Below are 21,177 nucleotides of genomic sequence, written 5' to 3'. Positions count from 1 at the left end.
ATGACGCCCGAGCGGCATAGAGAGTGATAGCGCCCCAGCGGCGTCGAGATCGTTAGCGAAGTGGAGCAGAACTATGAGCAAGATTCGGGTTGGCGTCATCTGTGGCGGGAAATCGGCGGAGCATGAAGTCTCGTTGCAGTCGGCCAAGAACATCGTCGATGCGCTGGATCGCGAGCGTTTCGAGGTCACGGTCATCGGTATCGACAAGCAGGGCCAGTGGCATATCAACGATGCCGCCAACTTCCTGCTTCATGCCGATGATCCGCGGCGCATCGCTCTCAACCCGTCAGCCGGCGATATCGCCCTGGTGCCCGGCCGCGAGCAGCACCAGCTGATCGCCACCGAAGCCTCCCAGGAGGCGCTGGGCCAACTCGACGTGGTCTTCCCCATCGTTCACGGCACGCTCGGCGAGGATGGTTCGCTGCAGGGGCTGCTGCGGATGGCCAATCTGCCTTTCGTCGGCTCCGGCGTGCTCGGCTCGGCCGCCGGGATGGACAAGGATGTCGCCAAGCGCCTGCTGCGCGACGCCGGTATCCCGGTCGCGCCATTCGTCACCCTGACCCGGCGCACGGCCGTCAGCGCCGATTTCGAGACCCTGAGTGCGAAGCTGGGGTCGCCGCTGTTCGTCAAGCCTGCCAATCAGGGCTCTTCGGTGGGGGTCAGCCGGGTGGAGAGCGCTGCCGAGTTCGACCAGGCGTTGACGCTGGCGCTGGCTTTCGATCACAAGGTGCTGGTCGAATCCGCCGTCGTCGGCCGGGAAATCGAGTGTGCCGTACTGGGCAACGACGCCCCGGAAGCGAGCGTCTGCGGCGAGATCGTGGTCGAAAGCGGATTCTATTCCTACGACACCAAATACATCGACGATGACGCGGCTACGGTTGCCGTCCCCGCCGACATCGACGCCGACGCCAGCGAATCGATCCGCCAGCTGGCGGTGCGGACATTTCAGGTCCTGGAGTGCGCCGGTCTGGCTCGTGTCGATGTCTTTCTCACACCCGAGGGAAAGGTCGTCGTCAACGAGATCAATACCCTGCCGGGCTTCACCCGCATCAGCATGTATCCCAAGCTGTGGCAGGCCAGCGGTCTGACCTACCCGGCTCTGGTGACGCGGCTGATCGAACTGGCCATGGCACGCCACGCCGAGGATCTGGCGCTGAGCCACTCTCGCTGAGGGCTGAGAATTTTGCGCCAGGCGCCGGGAAATTCCCGTCTCAGGCCATGGAATCCCGAAGCGCGGCCCGAGTCCCGCTACCCGCGCCGGAACTCTCGGGCAACCTGCTTGTCTTGAATTCGTCATGCTAGAGTCATGACGATTGCTCACCCGGTGCCTGGAAGCGGCATCGACAGAACACGACGTTCACGGATCGAAGCCGGTCATGACCATCTCTCGCGACACACGACGTTGGTGTGCACTCACCTACATCGGCCTCTGCATCGGGTACGCCGTCATGGTGATCTGGGTGCTCCCGTGGTGGACACCCCTCGCCATCTCTCTCGTCTGGCTCGCCGCCGGCTACCATTTTCACTGGGGGCACGTCTCGCAGCGCGCCACGCTGCGCAAGACATGGCCGTGGTCGCTGCTGCCATTGGTGCTGTGGTGGGTCTACATCTATCTCGACGACAGCTTCGGCCAGCTCGACCTGGGCGCGGTGATCTTTCATCTGCAGGCCGGCATCGAGGAGAACGGCAGCACCGACCGCCAGATCGCCGGGGTGCTCTATTCCATCGCCGCGATCATCATGCTGTTCGCGGTGACCTGGATGGTGCGTGCCGATCATCGCTGGCGTCTGTGGGAACGTGTACTGAGTCTGTTCCTGCTGGCCTTCAATCCGCTGCTGTTCGGCCTCTCGTTACGCGGCGCCGCGGTGATCGATGACGATGAAGCCTGGCTCAATGATCGCTACCGGCCACCGGAGATCGTCGCCGCGCCGCAGCAACCGCCCAATCTGATCTATCTCTACATGGAGAGCACCGAGCGCACCTACAGCGATACCCAGCGCTTCGGTGACGCCTACGAGGATCTGGGCCAGCTGGGCAAGGAAGGCGTGGTCTTTCATGGCGTCAAGCAGCTCGACAATAGCGGCTGGACGATGGCCGGCATGGTTGCCAGTCAGTGCGGGGTACCGCTGATGCCGGCAGGTCTGATGCACGACAACCAGTTCGAACCACTATCGGACGTGCTCCCCGGCGTCAGCTGTCTCGGTGATCTGCTGCATGAACGCGGCTACGATCTCACTTACATGGGCGGCGCGAGCACGAAGTTCGCCGGCAAGGCAAAATTCTATCGCGGGCACGGTTTCGATACCGTTCTGGGACGTGACGAGCTGGAGGACAAGGCCCCCGCCGACTATCTCAACGACTGGGGACTTTACGACGATACGCTGTTCGGGCTGGCCGAAAAGCGTATCCGGAATCTACATGACAGCCACACACCCTACGCCTTCTTCGGCCTGACCCTGGCGGCGCACCCTCCGTTCGGCAATCCGTCGCAGTCCTGTATCGACAATCAGGGCCCGTTCGACGGCACCAACATTCTCTATTCGGTCAAATGTACCGGCTGGCTGGTGAAGAATTTCATCGAGCGGCTCCGAAACGAGGGTTTGCTCGACAACACGCTGATCGTGGTGGCCAGTGACCATCTCTCGATGAAAAACTCGGCGTGGGAAGACCTGATCGCCGAAGACCGCGAGAATACGCTGATGATGCTGGGCAATGGTCTGCGCCCGCGGATTGTCGAACGCCCGTCGAGCATGGTCGACGTGCTGCCGACGCTGCTGGAGGCAATGGGTTATACCGTTCCGGATCATCGCGCCGGCCTGGGCGTGTCGCTGTTTTCATCGTCACCCACGCTGGTCGAGCGTTACTCGCTGGAAGAGATGAACCAGCGCATGCGTAGCGAGAACATCCTTCAGGAGCGGCTCTGGAACGGGGTCAACTGAGGGAATGGAGTCAACTGAAGGAAGCGGGGTCAGCCGAGGGAACGAAGACGACCGGGCGCGGAAGGCGCTAGCGTGGCGCCGGCCAATCGATGGGCCCCAGCTCTTCGCCGGGGTCCAGCTCGCCCGGTTCGGTTTCCGGGGTACAGCGCGTCAACGCCTCGGCGACGCGGGACAGCGCTGCCTCGCCGCTCGCATCTTTGACCACTCGTTGCCACCACTGCCGGTGCACCGCGCGCACGACGACGGGGATCGACCGTAGTCCCACGCGTTGCGCCATCGCCAGACGATGGAGGCCGCGATTGACCTTGAGCAGCCGACCGTCGCGGGTGACCGCAACACCCAGATCGTCCTTGCCCAGCTCGCTATCGAAGCCGTCGCGGGCCATGGCATCGAGAAACCCCAGATAGGTCTTCAGATATGCCAGGATCGCCTCTTCGGAATCGAGCAGCAGGCCCTGCCGATGCGAGGACCAGGGATTACCCGACTGAAGCCGCGATCGATACTGGCGAAAGCGTTCGGTCTGGGTGAGATCAGCGCGATGGAGATCGAGATCGCTGATGAAGCGGTAGCGCGAACCGCGACGCAGATCGCCACGGCTCTGATCCCAGTCGCCGTCCCAGATGAACGCCGACGAGAACGGGCGTCTACCCCCGACACCCTTGACGTTGAGATCCCGAATCAACTCGCGCGGGTCGACGTGCACGACCAGCGCCGAGCCTAGCCGAGTCTCGACCGAGCGCCGCGGCAGCCCCCGACGTTCGATCCAGCCACCGCCCGCTTTGCCGTCGGCCCAGCGTCGAAACAGTGCTTCCTCCAACGGTGCGCCAATGTGGCGCTGAAAAGCGTCACGTAGCTCAGCCTGCCAGCGCGCGCGGCGAACGGCGCCCTCCATTCGGCGATCGACGAGGTCGCTGAAAGCGACCTCGTCAGCGGGCAACCGCGGAGAGGAATGAGGCTGAGAGACGCGCGCCATCGGGAAGCCTACACGTTCGGGTAGTGAAAATGCCGTTATCAAACGCTGTTCGATGAGCATAGCATAGCACATTGATAAGCAGGCTATACAGTTAGTCGCCGATAGCCAACGTCACTTTCCCCGTAGCGTCCCGTCCTTCGCGTCTAAGTCGTTGGCAGATCGAGAAACTGCTGCATGATCCGCGTGTCGCGAAAACGCTCGATCAACTCGGGGTCGGCTTCCAATCGAGGCGGATGCGCCAGTCCTTCGCGAATCTTCTGCGAAAGGCCGGATATCGAATTCTCGGCGATCAGTCGCGCCTGGTCGTTGATCAGCACGTTGCGCACGCCGCCCGGACAGTCGACCGCGGCACAAGGCGTGCCACAGATCATGCTTTCGGCCAGCACGATCCCGAAAGCCTCGCTGCGCGAGCTCAGCACGAAGAGCCGGGCGTGTTTCATCCAGGGGTAGGGATTGGGTTGGCTGCCGACGAAATGGATACGCGCGCGGGCCCCGAGTTCATCGACGAGCTGCTCGAGACTTTCACGCTTGGGCCCATCGCCGACAATGACCAGATCTTCCTCGATCGCGGCCTCGAGATAGGCACGAATCAGCCACTCCTGGCGTTTGACATCGGAAAGTCGGGAGACGTGGACAATGAAAGGCCTGGGGGGCAGTTCGACGGGCTCGTCGGCCTGGCGGCGAATGGCCTCGATATCGCACGGATTCATGATGGTCGCCCAGCGGGCGGGGCGAATGCCATGATGGGCGAGCTGCCCTTCCAGTTGGGCGCGGACGTTGGGCGTATTGCAGATGATCTGCTTGCCCTCGTAGAGGCGCTTGAGATAAAAGCCCTTTAGCCGGCTTCCGTACTCGCCGGGCCAGGAGACCGTCACCTGCCACAGGCGCGGATCGCGCCACGACCAGACCGTCTCGAAGGCGCCCTGACCGCGCATGATGACGCGGTCGATGAGACCACGCTCGGCCTCCAGTTTTTCCACGAAGCGATTGAGGTAGTGACCGCCATACCAACCACGCCACAGGAATCCGGAGCCCGGCATGAGGGGCTTCAGAAGTGCTCGCGTTGCCAGATCGTATAGCAACCCGATACCCGTCTTGCGGAAAGACTTGTCGAAATCTACCCGATGGACCGTCACGCCGGCATCCGGCGCCAGCTCGTAGCCGCCCTTGAGCACCAGCACGTGGACCTCGTGACCCTCTCGCGCCAGCACGTTGGCAAGATTCACGGTGACCCGCTCGATGCCGCCGATACTCAGCTTGCGAACAACCAGCAATACCCGTTGGCTCATGTTGTCGTCGCCCGCGTCATCACGTTCTCTCATCATCGATTGGCCGACCAAACATCAGCGGCTTGAGTTCGGGGTAGCGAGCGAGACAATTGGCGAACTGCACATCGTTCCCACCCTGCTTGATGTTCTCTTCATGCAGCGCGGATTCACCCGCCGCCGGCGTCGGCAGAAAATCGACGTTGCGTTGATTGATTCTGACACAGCGCGTACCGGCCTTGAGCGATGCCATCTTGAACCAGATATCGTCCGCATTGGGCGCCAGCGCCTGAAAGGCTTCGGCGTCGAAGACCATCGCATCCAGTACGCCTGACGGGTACAGCACGCCTCCGCTGCCGGTCGGCATCAGGGCGAAATTGGGCTGGGTCGCGCCCGCGGCCTGGCGGTTCTTGACCACGCGGTAGGATATTTCACCCGAGCCCGGCGAGCTCTCGCAGAGCATGTGGCCACGATGGCAGACGATACAACCGGGAAAGCGAGCCGCACCGTCCATCAGGCGTCGTGCCCAATCCGCGGGATAGAGCATATCGTCGTCGGCGGTGATGATCGTCGCTTGCGGATAGGCTTCCAGCGCATGCACCAGCTTGTCATAGGAGCGGTAATCCGCTTCGGTCACCACGATTTTCACCCCACGGCCTTCCAGTCGCCGTAGCGACTTCGGCAGCTCGCCGATTACCTCCTTGTCCCGTCTGGACAGATAGAGATGAACGTCGAAAGCATCGATATCCTGCTCGCAGAGCGACTCCAGCGTGGCAAAGACCTGATGGATACGTCGCGGATGGGTGGTCAAGGAGATGATGAGCCGATCACCGCTGGTCGGAACGCGGCGGGACGCTCGGGGATTTTTCATTCGATAGTGGAAAAAACGCAGCGCCGAGCGCAATTTTCGCTGTCGTTTGGCAGTCATTAACGGCATGGTCGTTCCCGATAAGCATGACAGTGGGGCACCCAGATCGGTTACCGTTTTTCCTAGCTCAGAATCGTCTGTTCGATGCTGCTGGGCGACATCTGTTTGAGGCAGTTGCGATGCCCCAACGGGCAGGTGCGCTCGAAACAGGGCGAGCAGGATAGTGCCAGATAATGGATATCGGCGTTGCCGGTCAGCGGCGGCGTATAGGCCGGCGAAGAGGAGCCGTAGAGCGCCTGAATCCGCGTGCCGACCGCGGCGGCCACGTGCATCAGTCCCGAGTCGTTGGTAACCACCTGTTCGCAGGCGGCGAGCAGGTCGACGGCGTCCGCCAGTCGGGTCTTGCCGCACAGGTTATGGGCGGATTCCAGGCCGTCGGCGATCACGTCGCCGGCCTCGGTATCCTTGGGCCCACCCAGAACCCACACAGCGTAGCCCTTGCCGATCAGTGTCTCGGCCAGTTCGCGGAAATACTCGAGCGGCCACTGCTTGGCCGGGCCATATTCCGCCCCGGGCATCATGCCGATGGCGGGTCGCTCGCCTAGAGACAGCTCGGCGCGCAGCTCAGTCTGACGTCCGCGATCGACGTGCAGTCGTGGATGCGGAATCTCGAAATCCCCACCCGCGGCCTGTTCGACATCGAGCCCTAGCGCCACGAAACGCTTGACGGTTTGATCCAGCACACCTTTGTCGAGCCGGCGGCGATCGTTGAGCAGCACGTAGCGCTGTTCGCCGGTGAAGCCGGTGCGTCGGGGAATGCCGGCCAAAAACGGCACCAGCGCCGACTTCAGCGAACGCGGCAATACGATGGCGCGATCGAAACGGCCTTTCAACGAGCGTGCGACGTCGCGCCGGGTCTTCCAGCCGAATTCGCCGTGTTTCACGTCCAGCGCAATGGCCTCGTCGACTTCCGGCATGCGCTCGAGAATCGGCAGCGACCAGCCCGGCGCCAGCACGCCGATCTTCGCGCCCGGATGGCGTCGCTTGAGCGTGATGAACAGGCTCTGCGCCATCACCATGTCGCCGACCCAGGAAGGGCCGACGACCAGGGTTCGTGGTGCCTCGGCACCGACAGCAGCTTCATCCATTCAGCCATTCCAGATAGGCGGAAACGCCTTCGCGCACGGTCTTGAATTCGGCGCGATAGCCCGCCTCGCGCAGACGGCCGATATCGGCACGGGTGTAGCTCTGGTAACGACCCTTGAGTTCATCGGGGAAGTCGATGTACTCGATCTCGACCTTTGCCCCGTCCTTGTCGGAATAGAAATCGATCGCTGTCTCGGCGATCGCCTTGAACGGCTCCGCGCGGCCGGTGCCCAGGTTGAAGATGCCGGAGACCTCGGGGTTGTCCAGAAACCACAGATTGACGTCGACCACGTCGCCGACGTAGATGAAATCACGGCTCTGCATGCCGGCTTCATAGCCGTCCCAGGCGCCGAACAACTTGGGGTTCTCGCCACGCTGGACCTGGCTGTGGTGATGGTAGGCGACGCTGGCCATTTTGCCCTTGTGCTGTTCGCGAGGGCCATAGACGTTGAAGTAGCGAAAGCCGACGACCTGGCTGTCGAATTCATCCCAGCGAGCGCGCACGTACTGATCGAACAGCAGCTTGGAGTAGCCGTAGACGTTGAGCGGCTTCTCGTGAGCGGGGTCCTCGACGAACACCTCGCTACCGCCATAGGTGGCGGCGGACGAGGCATAGAGAAACGGGATTCGCTTGGCCTGACAGTATTCGAGCAGCACCTTGGAGTACTCGAAGTTGTTCTCCAGCATGAAGCGCCCGTCCCACTCGGTAGTATCCGAGCAGGCGCCCTCGTGGAAGATCGCCTCGATCGGTGGCAGTCCGCCGGCTTCGCCGCGCATCTCACCACCTAGTTCCGCCTTCACGCGGGCCAGGAAATCGTCCTTGTCGAGATAGTCACCCAGCGTGCAGTCCGCCAGGTTGACGAATTTGGTGCCGTCGCTGAGATCGTCGACCACCATAACGTCCAGATGGCCGCGTGCGTTGAGTGCCTTGACCAGATTGGCCCCGATGAAGCCGGCCCCGCCCGTGACAACGATCATGTCGTAACTCCTCTTCGATCGACTCGGTTACCGTGAATGGAGACTCCGACCGCGTGCGTCGCCGGACGTTCGATGACAATGCGCCAACGACACGGCCTGATCGTCGACAGTGCCTATAACCGATTGAGCGCTAATTGTATACTTGGCGGCTCACGAATTCATGGGCAACGGTGCGCAGTCAATGACAGACTCGACGGCAGATGCAAAAACCTTTCAGGGGTTGATACTCGCCCTTCAGCAATACTGGGCGGAAAAGGGCTGTGTCGTGCTGCAGCCACTCGACATGGAAGTGGGCGCCGGCACCTTTCATCCGGCCACCTTCCTGCGCTCGATCGGCCCGGAGAGCTGGAACGCAGCCTATGTCCAGCCGTCGCGCCGGCCCACCGATGGCCGCTACGGGGAGAACCCCAACCGCCTGCAGCACTACTACCAGTTCCAGGTGGTGATGAAGCCCTCCCCCAAGGATCTGCAGGATCTCTATCTCGGATCGCTCGAACGGCTGGGAATCAACCCGCGGGTGCACGATATCCGTTTCGTCGAGGATAACTGGGAATCGCCGACGCTCGGCGCCTGGGGTCTGGGTTGGGAAGTCTGGCTCAACGGCATGGAAGTGACCCAGTTCACCTACTTCCAGCAGGCCGGCGGGATCGAATGCTTCCCGGTGACCGGCGAGCTGACCTACGGTCTCGAGCGCATCGCCATGTACCTACAGGACGTCGACAGCGTCTACGACCTGGTGTGGACGATTGCTCCCGATGGCACCCGCATCACCTATGGCGATGTCTACCTGCAGAACGAGCGGGAACAGTCGACCTACAACTTCGAACACGCCGACGTGCCCTATCTGTTCGAAGCCTTCGACCACTGCGAATCCGAGTGCAACAAGCTGCTCGCGGCCAATCTGCCGTTGCCCGCCTACGAACAGGTACTCAAGGCCTCGCATACGTTCAATCTGCTGGATGCACGACATGCGATCTCGGTCACGGAGCGGCAGCGCTACATCCTGAGAGTGCGCACGCTGGCGCGTGAGGTCGCGCACGCCTATTACGCCTCACGTGAAGCCGCCGGGTTCCCGCTGGCGCCGGAGGCGCTGCGTCGCGAGCTCCTGCAGCAAACCTCAGAAACCACTCAGGGAGACGCATGAGCATGGCAGTCAACACCCTACTGATCGAACTGGGCGTCGAAGAGCTGCCGCCAGGCGCCCTCGCCAACCTGGCGTCCGCCCTGCGTGACGGCGTCGTCAAGGGTCTCGACGACGCCGAGGTTCCCCATGGCGAGGCATACGCCCTCGCCTCCCCGCGGCGTCTGGCCGTGCGCGTTGCGTCGCTCGCCGACAAGCAGCCTGACCGCGAAGTCGAAAAGCGCGGCCCGGCCCTGGCCGCCGCCTTCAAGGATGGCCAGCCCACCAAGGCGGCGGAAGGTTTTGCACGCTCCTGCGGCGTGACGGTGGACGAACTGATTCACCTGGAGACCGACAAGGGCACATGGCTCGGCTACCGTGAACAGCAGCAGGGAGACAACGTCGAGTCGCTGCTGCCGGCAATCCTCAACGCTGCCGTCAACGCCCTGCCGGTGCCCAAGAACATGCGCTGGGGCGCCTCGCGCATCGAATTTTCGCGTCCGGTCCACTGGCTGGTGCTGCTTTACGGCGATCAGATCGTGCCGGCCAGCGTGCTGGGTCTGGAATCCGGCCGCACGACGCTGGGGCACCGCTTTCATGCCCCGGCGCCGATCGAGCTCGCCCACGCCGACGACTATGAAGCCGCACTCGAAAACGCCTACGTGCTGGTGGATCTGGAGCGGCGCCGGGAGCGCATTCGGGAGCAGGTACTGGCCGAGGCCGAAGTTCAAGATGCCCAGGCGGTCATCGACGAGGATCTGCTGGAAGAGGTCAGCGGTCTTGTGGAATGGCCGGTGGCGCTGACGGGTACATTCGATGAACGCTTCCTCGAGGTGCCCGCCGAGTGCCTGATCTCCTCGATGAAGGCCAACCAGAAGTACTTCCACCTGCTGGATGTCGACGGCAAGCTCAGGCCGCAGTTCATCACCGTGGCCAACATCGATAGCGAAGATCCGCAACAGGTCATCTACGGCAACGAAAAGGTCATTCGCCCCCGTCTGGCCGACGCGGCGTTCTTCTTCGAGGTCGATCGCAAGCAGACGCTGGAGGCCCGGCGCGAGTCGCTGGCTAACGTCGTATTCCAGCGCGAACTGGGCTCGCTCGCCGACAAGTCCGCCCGCAGCGAAGTGGTCGCCCGGTTCATCGCCGGCAAGATCGACGGCGACTCCCAGGCGGCAGCCCGCGCGGCCCAATTGGCGAAATGCGATCTGGTCACGGAGATGGTGCTCGAGTTCCCCGAGCTGCAGGGCATCATGGGGACCTATTACGCACGTCACGACGGTGAGCCGGAAGCCGTGGCGGAAGCCATTCACGAGCAGTATTTGCCGCGCTTCGCCGGCGATGTCATTCCCCAGACATCGACCGGTCAGGCACTCGCGCTGGCCGACCGTCTGGATACGTTGACAGGTATCTTCGGTATCGGTCAGCGCCCCACCGGCGCCAAGGACCCGTTTGCCCTCCGCCGCGCCACCATCGGTGTGCTCAACATCCTGATCAAGGGCGAGCGGGATCTCGACCTGCGCGAGTTGCTGGAACTGGCCGCGTCCCAGCACCGCGACCTGCCCAAGGCCGAAGGCCTGGTCGATGACGTGTTGACCTACATGCTCGATCGCTTTCGCGCCTGGTCGCAGGACGAAGGCTTGCCGGTCGACGTTTATCTGGCGGTACGTGCTCGCCCTGTGACGCGGCCGCTGGATTTCGCCCGCCGTCTGCGCGCCGTGCACCGTTTCAGCCAGCGCGAGGAAGCCGCGGCCCTGGCAGCGGCCAACAAGCGCGTTTCCAATATCCTGGCCAAGCAGCAACACGGCGGCAGCACTCAGGTGAAAGGCGACCTCCTCGTTGAGGACGCGGAGATCGCCCTGGCTAACGCGGTAGCCGATTGCTGCGATCAGGTCGAACCGCTGTTCCAGGAAGCAGACTACGCCCAAGCGCTGGATATTCTTGCCACGCTGCGCGCGCCGGTCGATCGCTTCTTCGACGAAGTGATGGTTGCCACTGACGACTCCGCCGTCCGCGCCAACCGTCTCGCGCTGCTCGCCAGTCTGCAGGCGCTATTTCTCGAAGTGGCCGACATCGCCGAACTGCAGTCGTGACTCTTGATCGTTTCACGTGAAACATTAGCCCGGCCTTCAGGCCGGGCTTTTTATTTCAATCTGCATCTCATAGCTACTGGCCGATACCCCAAGCCAAAACTTTGAGCCCCTAGCAGTCGCATAATGTTCCACGTGAAACATCTCAGCCACCACTGAGCGGGTCCAGCCAGCTATCCTGCAGGGATATGCATCATGCGTCGCTAGACCTCGATGTCATGAACCTCGAGAACGAACTCGCTTTTTCCTAATCTAAGGCCAGTAGAAGCTATCGAAGCTTACGATACCGATCCAGTCGTGAAGCGTACCGATCAAGGAGATTTCATTGGAACCCAGCCCGCCAACATCACGCTTATCCGCTTGCCCGCGATTTTACTTCGGCATACCCCTACGCTCTCGGCAGGCCAGCTTCGATTGGCCACTGGTTTGCCGCAATCTTGAGCGAACGCTGCTCTCGCTGAAGCACCAGACGTGCGGCGACTTCGGCATCCTGGTTGCGTGCCATGAAATACCCGATGTAGACACTTTTGATCTCGATATTGAATTCATCGTTGCCGATTTTGATCCGCCGCCCGCGGTTGACGATGAAGGCAGGCCCGGTAATGACAAGCCAAAGAAAAAGAGGATGGTGGGGCTCGCCATGAAAGCGAGAATGGCCGACGACGGATACTACTTACAACTGGATGCCGACGACCTGATACACCCTGATTTAGTGAACTTTACCCTGGCAGACGACAATCGACGCGGGTATCTCATTGAGAGGGGTTACATGTTTGACTGTTGCACGGGTCAATTCGGACAGATGGATCAGGAGCACAGCCCTTTCTGGCGACACTGTGGGTCATGCGCAGTCGTTTACTTCACGAAAGCCGATATGCCCGATCATCTGATGGATAATCGCTGCTACTTCAACCAGTTCAAGCGGCATCGGGAGTACGCAGATATTGCTGCCGCCCGCGGCCAGCCATTGGTGCCCTACCCGGAGCCTATGGCCATCTATCTCGTCAACCATGGTGAAAATGATATTTCGATGTACCGAGGCAAGAAGGGCGTCAAAAGTGAGTATGTTCGACGCTCTCTGGTCGAGGATCCTGACGAAATCTCCAAGCTCGTAGCGGATTACCCTCAGCTCTCCGAATTTCTGAGAGTCAGCGGATAATTTTTCCCGCTATCACATCACAGGCTCGGCCGGCGTGGCAGCAATGAAGGAGTGAAACACGATCGATGAGAATTTCTTTTCGGCGCGCCTTTCCAGTATCTTAATGACAATTTGTTTCACGTGGAACACTCCTCTGCGCACGTGAGATTCGAGTCGGAGTGGTATCGTCCGTTGCCCTGCACCGTTCTTCACCTTCTATTTCAGGATCCCTCCGATGACCGGACTCGTCATACTTGACCGCGATGGCGTCATCAACGAAGACTCCGACGCCTATATCAAATCGCTCGACGAATGGCGCCCCCTGCCCCGTTCGATCGAAGCGATAGCCCGCCTATCCCGCGCCGGCTGGCAGGTGGCGATCGCCACCAACCAGTCCGGCATCGGTCGAGGTTATTACGATCTGACTACGCTGCACGACATTCACCGCCATCTCACGGAGCGTGTTGAACGTGCGGGCGGAAGCATCGCCCTGATCACCTATTGTCCTCATCTGCCCGATGAAGGCTGCGATTGTCGCAAGCCCAAGCCCGGCATGATCTTCGAAATTCAACAGTCTCTGGGTATCGCGTCGCTCGAACAGAGCTGGATGGTCGGTGACAGCCTCCGGGATATCCAGGCCGGTCAGGCCGCAGGCTGTCTCACCGCGTTGGTCGAAACGGGAAAGGGAGCCGATACTCTGGCCAAGCTCCCTCGGTCCATTCGCCCCGACTGGCTCTGCGCGGACCTTGCCGAATTCGCCGAACGCCTGGTCTAGGCGACGGCCATGGCGAAAACGAGCAGAAGCAAAGAACAAGCGCTTTCGCCGCTTTCCAAAATTTCGAGCTGCTCAGTAAGCCGACGACAGCCGAGGCCTCCGAATTGTTTCACGTGAAACACGCACCTACCGCCTCGTGGGGGATGGCGCTCTGTCCTATGAGGCAAGGCGACGTTCTTCCAGCCCTCGACTATCCTTGAATTCTTCACCACGGAACTTGGGATAGCGTGATGACTCGAGGCAAGAGAGTGGGCGTCTGGGTCCTGGCTATTGTCATACTGACGATGGCCGCACTGGTCATCGTGGTCGCGACCTTTGATTGGAATCGGCTCAAGCCGACGATCAACCAGCGCGCCAGCGATGCGCTGAACCGGCAGGTTTCCATCGACGGCGATCTGAGCGTCGATTGGCAGTGGCCTTCCGGAGACGGCGGCTGGCGGCATTGGTTTCCCTGGCCCCAGGTTCATGCCGAAGATATTCACATTGGTAGCCCTGACACTATTACCGATGCCGACCTCGTCCGCCTGAAGACACTCGATATCACGCTATCTCCCCTGCCGTTGCTCGGCAAAACTCTCTCCTTGCCAGCTATCGGCTTGAGCGGCGGCGCGGCGAACCTCACTCGTCTCGAGGATGGCCGCAACAACTGGACTTTCGACCTGGGCGGTAATGATCAGAAGGAACAGGCAAAGGAAGACGGCTCGAAAGAGAACGGCTGGACGGTCGATGTCGGGCAAATCGGCTTCGATCCCATCGATGTTCATTATCAAGATGCAATATTGGCTGCCGACATAGACGCAACGTTCCAGCTACTGGGCCAGCCCATCGCATTCAATGAGCTGACTGACGATGATAGCGCCGTCAGCCAGACAAAAGATCGGCAGATCGGCGACTACCGTTTCGGCTGGAAAGCCGAGGGCACCTATCGCGAGCAGCCCTTCTCGGGTTCGGGAAAGCTGGGTGGACCCGAAGCGCTGAAGCAGCGGAATATCCCGTATCCCGTTCAGGCCAAGCTGGACGCCGGCAATACCCAGGTGGCCGTCAACGGCACGATAACCGACCCGTTATCGCCGAAAACGGTCGATATGGATCTCAGCTTCTCGGGTCAGAACCTGGGCGATCTCTATGGCATCATCGGCGTGACCCTGCCCGACACACCGCCCTATTCCACTCGAGGCCATTTGACCGCCAACCTGAATACCCAGGATGCGCTGTCCTTTCGTTATCGCGACTTCGACGGCCAGATCGGTGATAGCGACATCCACGGTGATCTTACCTATCGCATGGGTGAACCGCGCCCCTCACTCACGGGCGAAGTCGTCTCGCGACAGTTGCGCTTCGCCGACCTTGCGCCTCTGATTGGCGCTGATTCGAATGCCGAAAAAGCCGACCGCGGCGAAACCAGCCGTCAGCCGGACGACAAGTTGTTGCCGGTAGAAGAGTTCGATACGGCCAAGTGGAAAACCATGGACGCCGACGTCAAGTTCACCGCCAAACGTGTCGAGCACGGTGACTCTCTACCGCTCGAGGACATTTATACCCATGTCACGTTGGAGGACGGGGAGATTCTGCTGGATCCGCTGCGGTTCGGCATGGCAGGAGGGAATCTCAATACCACGTTACGCCTCGACGGCAGTCAAAGCCCGATGCAAAGCCGGGTCGATATGCATATTCGTCACCTGATGCTGAGCCGACTGTTTCCCGACGTGGATCTGATGAAAAACAGCCGCGGAGAGCTCAACGGGGACGCCACGCTAAGCGGCACGGGGAATTCCGTTGCGAGCATTCTTGGCAGCAGCAACGGCGACCTGCAGATGCTGATCAATGATGGCCTGATCAGCCAGAATCTGATGGAATTAGCCGGCCTCAATGTGGGCAACTACCTGGTCGGTAAACTATTCGGTGACGAGCAGGTTAAAATCAACTGCGCGGCAGCCAACCTCAATGTCAAAGATGGGTTGGCCAAGACTCGCTTTTTCCTGATCGATACGGAAAATGCCCTGGTCAAGATCGATGGCAACGTCAACTTCGGTAATGAGGCACTGGATTTGACCATTGAGCCGGAGAGCAAGGGAGCCCGCGTCTTCACACTACGCTCACCCCTCTACGTCAAAGGGACCTTCAAGAACCCCTCCCCCGGCGTGGACACGGGATCGCTGCTGGCTCGGGGAGCCATCGGTGCATTTCTGGGCACTGTTGCGACTCCCGCCGCGGCTCTGCTGGCGCTGATATCTCCCAGCGCTGACGAGAAGACTCCCTGTAACGATTTCCTGAGTCAGGTCAAGACTGACGGATAAGCTCATGCCAGGATCCCGGAACTCAGAAGAGCTATCGACTCAAGACGGGAAGCGAATGACCTGGATTGTTCCACGTGAAACATCACCCAATAGTGCATGACGTTGGCGGTTGGCATCTCATGGCGCTCTTGAGATCGAAAGCCGCAAATCAAAAAGCCCGACGCGATACCTGGATCGCGTCGGGCTGGAGATGAAGATGTTGGACACTCTTTCGGTGAGCCAGGTCACGTCTTTCAGTCAGTTCACGTGTTTCTTTCAGTTCACGAGGGGCGTCGCGACTACCGTGATGCGTTGTCGGCGTACTGCTCACCCAGGGATTCGAGCGCACCGATGATCTTCTCGATTTCCGCATCGAATCGATTTTGCTGCTGGGCGTAGAAATGACGCGTATACGATGCGCCCTTGTGCTTATCCACCAGATGAGAAAACTGCGCCTCCAGCTGATCGGTGTGAAAGCGCAAACGCTCGGTAAGGAACGCCGCCTGCCCCTGGTGACAAGCCACGTCCATCAGTGCTCTCACCTGAACCGTCAGCAGATATAGCTGCATGACGTTGCGCTCCTGAACTTCTTTCTGCGTGGAGACGCTGTCATCCAGCAGATTGATCGAACTCATCTGGCAGCAGCCGGTGTCGTCGGTCAGCGGGCGATCCTGAACTGCTTTTTCCTGAGTCTGTAACATGGTCAGACCCTCCTCTAGGTCGCTGAACCCTGTCACTCATAGTAACACTGCGATTTATTGTCACCGTTCGCCATTGGTCGAAGTCACGGGTCCCTGTCTACGGAAGATCGCGAAGCCGGATAGGGTCGCCTAAAGCGTAATGGCAGGCGTCCGCCGGGAAGAGCAGATTGGGAGGGGAAATCCAGCGATCGGTGATCGATCCATCAGGAGAAGCCATCATGCATTACGCCAATCCGAACACCTCGGACGCCATCACTCGGTTCGAGAAGCGCTACGACAACTATATCGGCGGCGAGTGGATACCCCCGGCCGAAGGGCGTTATTTCGACAACATCACGCCGGTTACCGGCGAGGTGTTCTGCGAAGTTGCCCGGTCGAGCCAGAAGGATATCGATACGGCACTGGACGCCGCCCACAAGGCCGCGCCCGGTTGGGGCAAGACCTCTGTTCAGGAACGTTCGACCCTGCTGCTCAGAATCGCGGACCGGATGGAACAGAATCTGGAAATGCTGGCCGTTGCCGAAACCTGGGATAACGGCAAGGCCGTGCGCGAGACCCTGGCCGCCGACATTCCGCTGGCGATCGACCATTTCCGCTACTTCGCCGGCTGTATTCGGGCCCAGGAGGGCACCACCGCCGAAATCGACGAGAACACGGCTTCCTATCATTTTCACGAACCGTTGGGCGTGGTGGGCCAGATCATTCCCTGGAACTTTCCGATCCTGATGGCGACCTGGAAGCTGGCGCCGGCGCTTGCTGCAGGTAACTGTGTCGTACTGAAGCCTGCCGAGCAGACACCGGTCTCGATCTTCAAGGTGATCGAGATCATCCACGACCTGCTGCCCAAGGGCGTCATCAATATCGTCAACGGCTACGGCGAAGAAGCCGGCCAGGCACTGGCCTCCAGCAAACGTATTGCCAAGATCGCCTTCACCGGCTCCACCCCCGTCGGCTCGCACATCATGAAGTGCGCGGCCGAAAACATCATTCCTTCCACCGTGGAGCTGGGAGGCAAGTCACCGAACATCTACTTCGAAGACATCATGTCAGCGGAACCCGAGTTCATCGATAAATGCGCTGAAGGCCTGGTGCTGGGCTTTCTCAACCAGGGCGAAGTGTGTACCTGCCCTTCCCGTGCGCTGATCCAGGAGAGCATCTACGACGACTTCATGGTCAAGGTCATCGAGCGGGTCAAGAAGATCAAGCGCGGCCATCCACTGGATACCGAAACCCAGGTGGGCGCTCAGGCATCGCAGGAGCAGTTCGACAAGATCATGTCCTACATGGACGTCGCGCGCGACGAGGGCGCGGAGTTCCTGTCCGGTGGCGAGCGGGAGTCTCTGGGCGACGATCTTTCGCGGGGCTATTACATCCAGCCGACGCTATTGAAAGGCAACAACAAGATGCGGGTGTTCCAGGAGGAGATCTTCGGCCCGGTGGTCTCGGTGACGACGTTCAAGGACGAAGCGGAAGCCCTGGCCATCGCCAACGATACCGAGTTCGGCCTTGGCGCCGGCGTCTGGACTCGCGACATCAATCGCGCCTACCGCATGGGTCGCGGCATTCAGGCTGGGCGCGTGTGGACCAACTGCTACCATCAGTATCCGGCTCATGCGGCCTTCGGTGGCTACAAGAAATCCGGCGTCGGTCGAGAGACCCACAAAATGGCGCTGGAGCACTATCAGCAGACCAAGAACCTGCTGATCAGCTATGACGTCAACCCCATGGGATTCTTCTAATCACTCGGTCAGGCTACCCATCGCCTCGAAAAATCATCGATAGCGACTGAGCCAACCAACGCGGTGAGGGTGCCCTGATGTCATCGACAACGGGTCATTCTCATCGCGTTTCAGCCGAGCGCTCTCGGTCATTACCGAGAGTCTTGAATCAAGTCGGCAAATCGATTCAGGTCGACGTTACCGCCGGAAAGAACGATCCCCACGCGCTGCCCTTCGATCGGCACCTGTCCACTGAATGCGGCAGCCGCTGCCAGGCACCCGGTCGGTTCGACGAACTGCTTCATGCGTCCGGCCATGAAGCCCATGGCATCAACGAGTTCCGCGTCGGAGACAGTGACGATCTCGTCGACATGCGCCTGGAGTACCGGGAAAGTCAGCGTACCCAGCGCCTGGGTCTGGGCGCCATCGGCGATGGTGCGCGGCGTGTCGATGGAAACGATTTTGCCGCTGACCAGGCTCCGCTGAGCGTCGTTACCGGCTTCCGGCTCGACGCCGATGATTCGACAGTTCGGATAACGTGCCCTGGCAACCGTGGCACAGCCGGACAGTAGCCCGCCGCCACCCAGCGGCACGATCAATGTATCCAGCTCACCGACATCATCGAACAGCTCCTCGGCAACGGTACCCTGCCCCGCCATCACGTGCGGATGGTTGAACGGCGGGATCAAGGTCAGCCCTTCGGCATCGGCCAGTTCCCGGCCCAGCGCCTCGCGATCCTGGGTATAACGGTCATAGAGCACGACTTCGGCGCCATAGCCACGAGTGGCCGCGATCTTGATCGCTGGCGCATCCTCGGGCATCACGATCACGGCGCGAATGCCATGCAGTCTGGCCGAGAGTGCGATTGCCTGAGCATGGTTGCCCGAGGAGAACGCGATGACGCCGGCGGCTCTCTGCTCAGCGTCGAACTGACTGATGGCGTTATAGCCACCCCGGAACTTGAAGGCCCCGACGCGCTGAAGGTGCTCGGCCTTGAAGTGAAGCCTCGCGCCGGTGCGCGCGTCCGCCGTTGCCGAATGCAGCACCGGTGTCCAATGTGCGATGCCTTCCAGCCGGCGATGTGCCGCTACCACGTCATCGTAGTCGATTGCCAGGGTGCTCATGCCGTCATCGTTCTCCCGTTGTCATCGCGTCGTTGTCGCGGTTGTCGCTTCCAGCGCTACATTGAAAGCCTTTCAAAATGCTTAAATAAAGCACTTGGATAAGATCTTCGATCATGATGGCTGAACGGCCGCGAGGAAAGAGACAGATGGCATCATACGACTGGACATGGCAGACAGGCCCCGAGCTCGATCCTGCCGAGCTTTACGCGCTGCTCTCGCTGCGTGAGGCCGTGTTCGTGGTAGAACAGCAGTGTCCCTATCAGGAACTGGATGGTCACGATCTACACGGTTCGACGCACCATCTGAGCGTACTGGCGGCAGACCGTCTCGCGGCGACCCTGCGTCTCAAAGTCCCGGAGGAGATCGACAAGCCCGTCTCCATTGGCCGCGTGGTCATTCATCCCGATTACCGCGGCGGCGGGCTCGGTCACGAGCTGTTGCGCGCCGCACTGACGCGAATCGAATCGCGATGGCCCGGCCGCGAAGCCTCGCTTTCCGCCCAGGCCCATCTACAGGGCTACTATGGCCGCCATGGGTTTGAACCCGTGAGCGATGTCTATGTTGAAGACGATATTCCCCATATCGACATGCGGCGAGTAGCAAGCCTGCAGGGTCAGTAAGCACTCACTTTATCGAGCAGGAAAAAGCCGACGCTGCGGAACAGCGTCGGCTTTGTCAGTGCGATGTCTTCCCCATCAGAGGGAAAAGACATCCGTGCGATCAGGCGCCGAATTCGCTCAGCATCTTCTCGATCAGGTCGAGCCCTTCCTCGAGGACCTCGTCACTGATGGTGACCGGCATCAGGAAGCGAATCGTGTTGGCGTAAAGCCCGCAGGAGAGCAGGATCAACCCGCGCTCGCGCGCCTCGCGACAGAGCTTGCCTGCCAGCTCGGCATTGGGCACGCCGCTCTTCTTGTCGGTGACCAGATCGAAGGCCGCCATGGCACCCAGATTGCGCGCGTTGGCGACACCGGCGTAGTCCTGCTGCCACTTGTCGAAACGCACTCTGAGCTTCTCGCCGAGCGCCTGGCTCTTCTCCAGAATGCGCTCTTCCTCGAACACTTCCATGACCGCGAGCACCGCAGCACAGGAGACCGGGCTGCCGGTGTAGGTGCCGCCCAGCGAGTTGCCGCCGGAGGCGTCCATTACCTTGTCGGTGCCCACCACGGCAGAGATCGGCATGCCATCGGCCATGCTCTTGGCCATGGTGATGATGTCCGGCTCGACGCCGCTGTGCTCGATGGCGAACAGCTTACCGGTCCGCCCGAAGCCGGACTGCACCTCGTCGGCGATGAGCAGGATGCCGTGCTCGTCGCAGATTTCCCGCAGCGCTTTCAGGAAGCTCGCAGGCGCGGCGTGGAAGCCGCCCTCGCCCAGCACCGGCTCGATCACGATCGCGGCGGTGTCGTTGACGTTGGCATCGGTCTTCAGCGTCATCTTGAGATGGCGCAGCGCCTCTTCCTCGCTGACGCCGATGGACGGCACTGGATAGGGCGCGCGGTAGACCTGACCCGGCATCGGGCCGAAGTCGTTACGATACGGTGCCACCTTGCCGTTCATCGCCATGGTCATGAACGTCCGGCCATGGTAGCCGCCGGTAAAGCAGATCACGCTGGAGCGTCCGGTGGCGGCACGCGCTACCTTGACCGCGTTTTCCAGCGCCTCGGCGCCGGAGTTGGCCAGCATCACCTTGGCATGGCCGCGCACCGGCGTCACTTCGCTGAGCTTTTGCGCCACCCGCACGTATCCTTCGTACGGCATGACGGTCTGACAGGTATGCATGACCTTGTCGAGCTGGGCCTTGACCGCTTCGACCACCTTGGGGTGACGGTGGCCTATGTTGAGCACCCCGATACCCCCGGCGAAATCGATGAAGCGCTTGCCGTCCTCGTCCCACAGCTCGGCGTTCTCCGCACGAGCGGCGAACTGGCCGGCCGGGCTGGCCGCACCATTCGCGACGTAGCGCTGCTTGAGTTCATTGAGTTCTGCGTTGGTCATGGATGAACACTCCTCTGACGCGGCACCGGGTGCCGCTAACGTGGATCGCGCGTCGTCGTCGGTTTTGG

The 21,177-nt window shown here is 60.8% G+C and carries 17 protein-coding genes; 9 read left to right on the top strand and 8 right to left on the bottom strand.

What is annotated here, in order from left to right:
• The first annotated feature begins 73 nt into the window (after positions 1–73).
• Both ddlA and ACUN9V_RS10910 read left to right on the top strand, forming a co-directional pair.
• Positions 74–1,171 carry a D-alanine--D-alanine ligase gene (gene ddlA / locus ACUN9V_RS10915; protein WP_445511397.1) on the top strand — a complete coding sequence of 366 codons (1,098 nt, stop codon included), beginning with the start codon at positions 74–76 and terminating at the stop codon, positions 1,169–1,171.
• 205 nt (positions 1,172–1,376) lie between these two features.
• Positions 1,377–2,939 carry a sulfatase-like hydrolase/transferase gene (locus tag ACUN9V_RS10910; RefSeq protein WP_445511396.1) on the top strand — a complete coding sequence of 521 codons (1,563 nt, stop codon included), beginning with the start codon at positions 1,377–1,379 and terminating at the stop codon, positions 2,937–2,939.
• Positions 2,940–3,006: 67 nt separating this feature from the next.
• On the opposite strand, the gene ACUN9V_RS10905 is transcribed toward ACUN9V_RS10910, so the two are convergent.
• The 5 genes from ACUN9V_RS10905 to rfaD all read right to left on the bottom strand — a co-directional run bounded on the left by ACUN9V_RS10905 (position 3,007) and on the right by rfaD (position 8,169).
• On the bottom strand, positions 3,007–3,912 hold the full coding sequence (locus ACUN9V_RS10905; protein ID WP_445511395.1) for a hypothetical protein: 906 nt from the start codon (positions 3,910–3,912) through the stop codon (positions 3,007–3,009).
• A 143-nt stretch (positions 3,913–4,055) separates the two neighbouring features.
• Positions 4,056–5,237 carry a glycosyltransferase gene (locus ACUN9V_RS10900; RefSeq protein WP_445511394.1) on the bottom strand — a complete coding sequence of 394 codons (1,182 nt, stop codon included), beginning with the start codon at positions 5,235–5,237 and terminating at the stop codon, positions 4,056–4,058.
• Positions 5,221–6,114 (bottom strand): hypothetical protein, encoded by an 894-nt coding sequence (locus tag ACUN9V_RS10895; protein ID WP_445511393.1) that lies wholly within the window; start codon positions 6,112–6,114, stop codon positions 5,221–5,223. The genes ACUN9V_RS10900 and ACUN9V_RS10895 overlap by 17 nt, the downstream gene beginning before the upstream one ends.
• A gap of 53 nt (positions 6,115–6,167) precedes the next feature.
• On the bottom strand, positions 6,168–7,193 hold the full coding sequence (gene waaF / locus ACUN9V_RS10890) for a lipopolysaccharide heptosyltransferase II (RefSeq protein ID WP_445511392.1): 1,026 nt from the start codon (positions 7,191–7,193) through the stop codon (positions 6,168–6,170).
• Positions 7,186–8,169, bottom strand: coding sequence for an ADP-glyceromanno-heptose 6-epimerase (rfaD, locus tag ACUN9V_RS10885; protein WP_445511391.1), 984 nt, complete (start codon positions 8,167–8,169; stop codon positions 7,186–7,188). Before rfaD ends, waaF begins: the two co-directional genes overlap by 8 nt.
• Positions 8,170–8,350: 181 nt before the next feature.
• On the opposite strand from rfaD, the gene glyQ reads away from it, so the two are divergent.
• The 5 genes from glyQ (at position 8,351) to ACUN9V_RS10860 (ending at position 15,589) form a co-directional block, all read left to right on the top strand.
• Positions 8,351–9,313 carry a glycine--tRNA ligase subunit alpha gene (gene glyQ, locus ACUN9V_RS10880; RefSeq protein ID WP_110654891.1) on the top strand — a complete coding sequence of 321 codons (963 nt, stop codon included), beginning with the start codon at positions 8,351–8,353 and terminating at the stop codon, positions 9,311–9,313.
• A 2-nt stretch (positions 9,314–9,315) separates the two neighbouring features.
• On the top strand, positions 9,316–11,382 hold the full coding sequence (gene glyS, locus ACUN9V_RS10875; RefSeq protein ID WP_445511390.1) for a glycine--tRNA ligase subunit beta: 2,067 nt from the start codon (positions 9,316–9,318) through the stop codon (positions 11,380–11,382).
• A 322-nt stretch (positions 11,383–11,704) separates the two neighbouring features.
• A complete protein-coding gene (locus ACUN9V_RS10870) occupies positions 11,705–12,538 on the top strand; it encodes a glycosyltransferase family A protein (protein WP_445511389.1) in 834 nt (277 codons plus the stop codon).
• A 214-nt stretch (positions 12,539–12,752) separates the two neighbouring features.
• The gene (gene gmhB / locus ACUN9V_RS10865; protein WP_445511388.1) at positions 12,753–13,292 is read left to right on the top strand and encodes a D-glycero-beta-D-manno-heptose 1,7-bisphosphate 7-phosphatase; all 540 of its coding nucleotides are present in this window, start codon (positions 12,753–12,755) and stop codon (positions 13,290–13,292) included.
• 230 nt (positions 13,293–13,522) lie between these two features.
• Positions 13,523–15,589 carry an AsmA family protein gene (locus ACUN9V_RS10860; RefSeq protein WP_445511387.1) on the top strand — a complete coding sequence of 689 codons (2,067 nt, stop codon included), beginning with the start codon at positions 13,523–13,525 and terminating at the stop codon, positions 15,587–15,589.
• A 278-nt stretch (positions 15,590–15,867) separates the two neighbouring features.
• Here the strand turns inward: ACUN9V_RS10860 and ACUN9V_RS10855 are convergent, their stop codons facing one another.
• Positions 15,868–16,269 carry a hypothetical protein gene (locus tag ACUN9V_RS10855; RefSeq protein ID WP_075561425.1) on the bottom strand — a complete coding sequence of 134 codons (402 nt, stop codon included), beginning with the start codon at positions 16,267–16,269 and terminating at the stop codon, positions 15,868–15,870.
• Between the two features lie 218 nt (positions 16,270–16,487).
• On the opposite strand from ACUN9V_RS10855, the gene exaC reads away from it, so the two are divergent.
• Positions 16,488–18,008: an acetaldehyde dehydrogenase ExaC gene (gene exaC / locus ACUN9V_RS10850; RefSeq protein ID WP_445511386.1), complete on the top strand. Its 1,521-nt coding sequence runs from the start codon at positions 16,488–16,490 to the stop codon at positions 18,006–18,008.
• Positions 18,009–18,139: 131 nt separating this feature from the next.
• Here the strand turns inward: exaC and ACUN9V_RS10845 are convergent, their stop codons facing one another.
• Positions 18,140–19,111: a threo-3-hydroxy-L-aspartate ammonia-lyase gene (locus ACUN9V_RS10845; RefSeq protein WP_445511385.1), complete on the bottom strand. Its 972-nt coding sequence runs from the start codon at positions 19,109–19,111 to the stop codon at positions 18,140–18,142.
• 146 nt (positions 19,112–19,257) lie between these two features.
• Here ACUN9V_RS10845 and ACUN9V_RS10840 point away from each other — a divergent pair, with 146 nt between their 5' ends.
• Positions 19,258–19,731, top strand: a complete 474-nt coding sequence (locus ACUN9V_RS10840; protein ID WP_445511384.1) for a GNAT family N-acetyltransferase — start codon at positions 19,258–19,260, stop codon at positions 19,729–19,731.
• A 100-nt stretch (positions 19,732–19,831) separates the two neighbouring features.
• On the opposite strand, the gene gabT is transcribed toward ACUN9V_RS10840, so the two are convergent.
• Positions 19,832–21,109, bottom strand: a complete 1,278-nt coding sequence (gene gabT / locus ACUN9V_RS10835; RefSeq protein WP_445511383.1) for a 4-aminobutyrate--2-oxoglutarate transaminase — start codon at positions 21,107–21,109, stop codon at positions 19,832–19,834.
• Positions 21,110–21,177 lie beyond the last annotated feature (68 nt).

It is taken from the genome of Salinicola sp. V024, from assembly GCF_052645315.1.
Note: the sequence above shows the minus strand (reverse complement) of the source record. Positions and strands in the feature narration are given on the sequence as shown.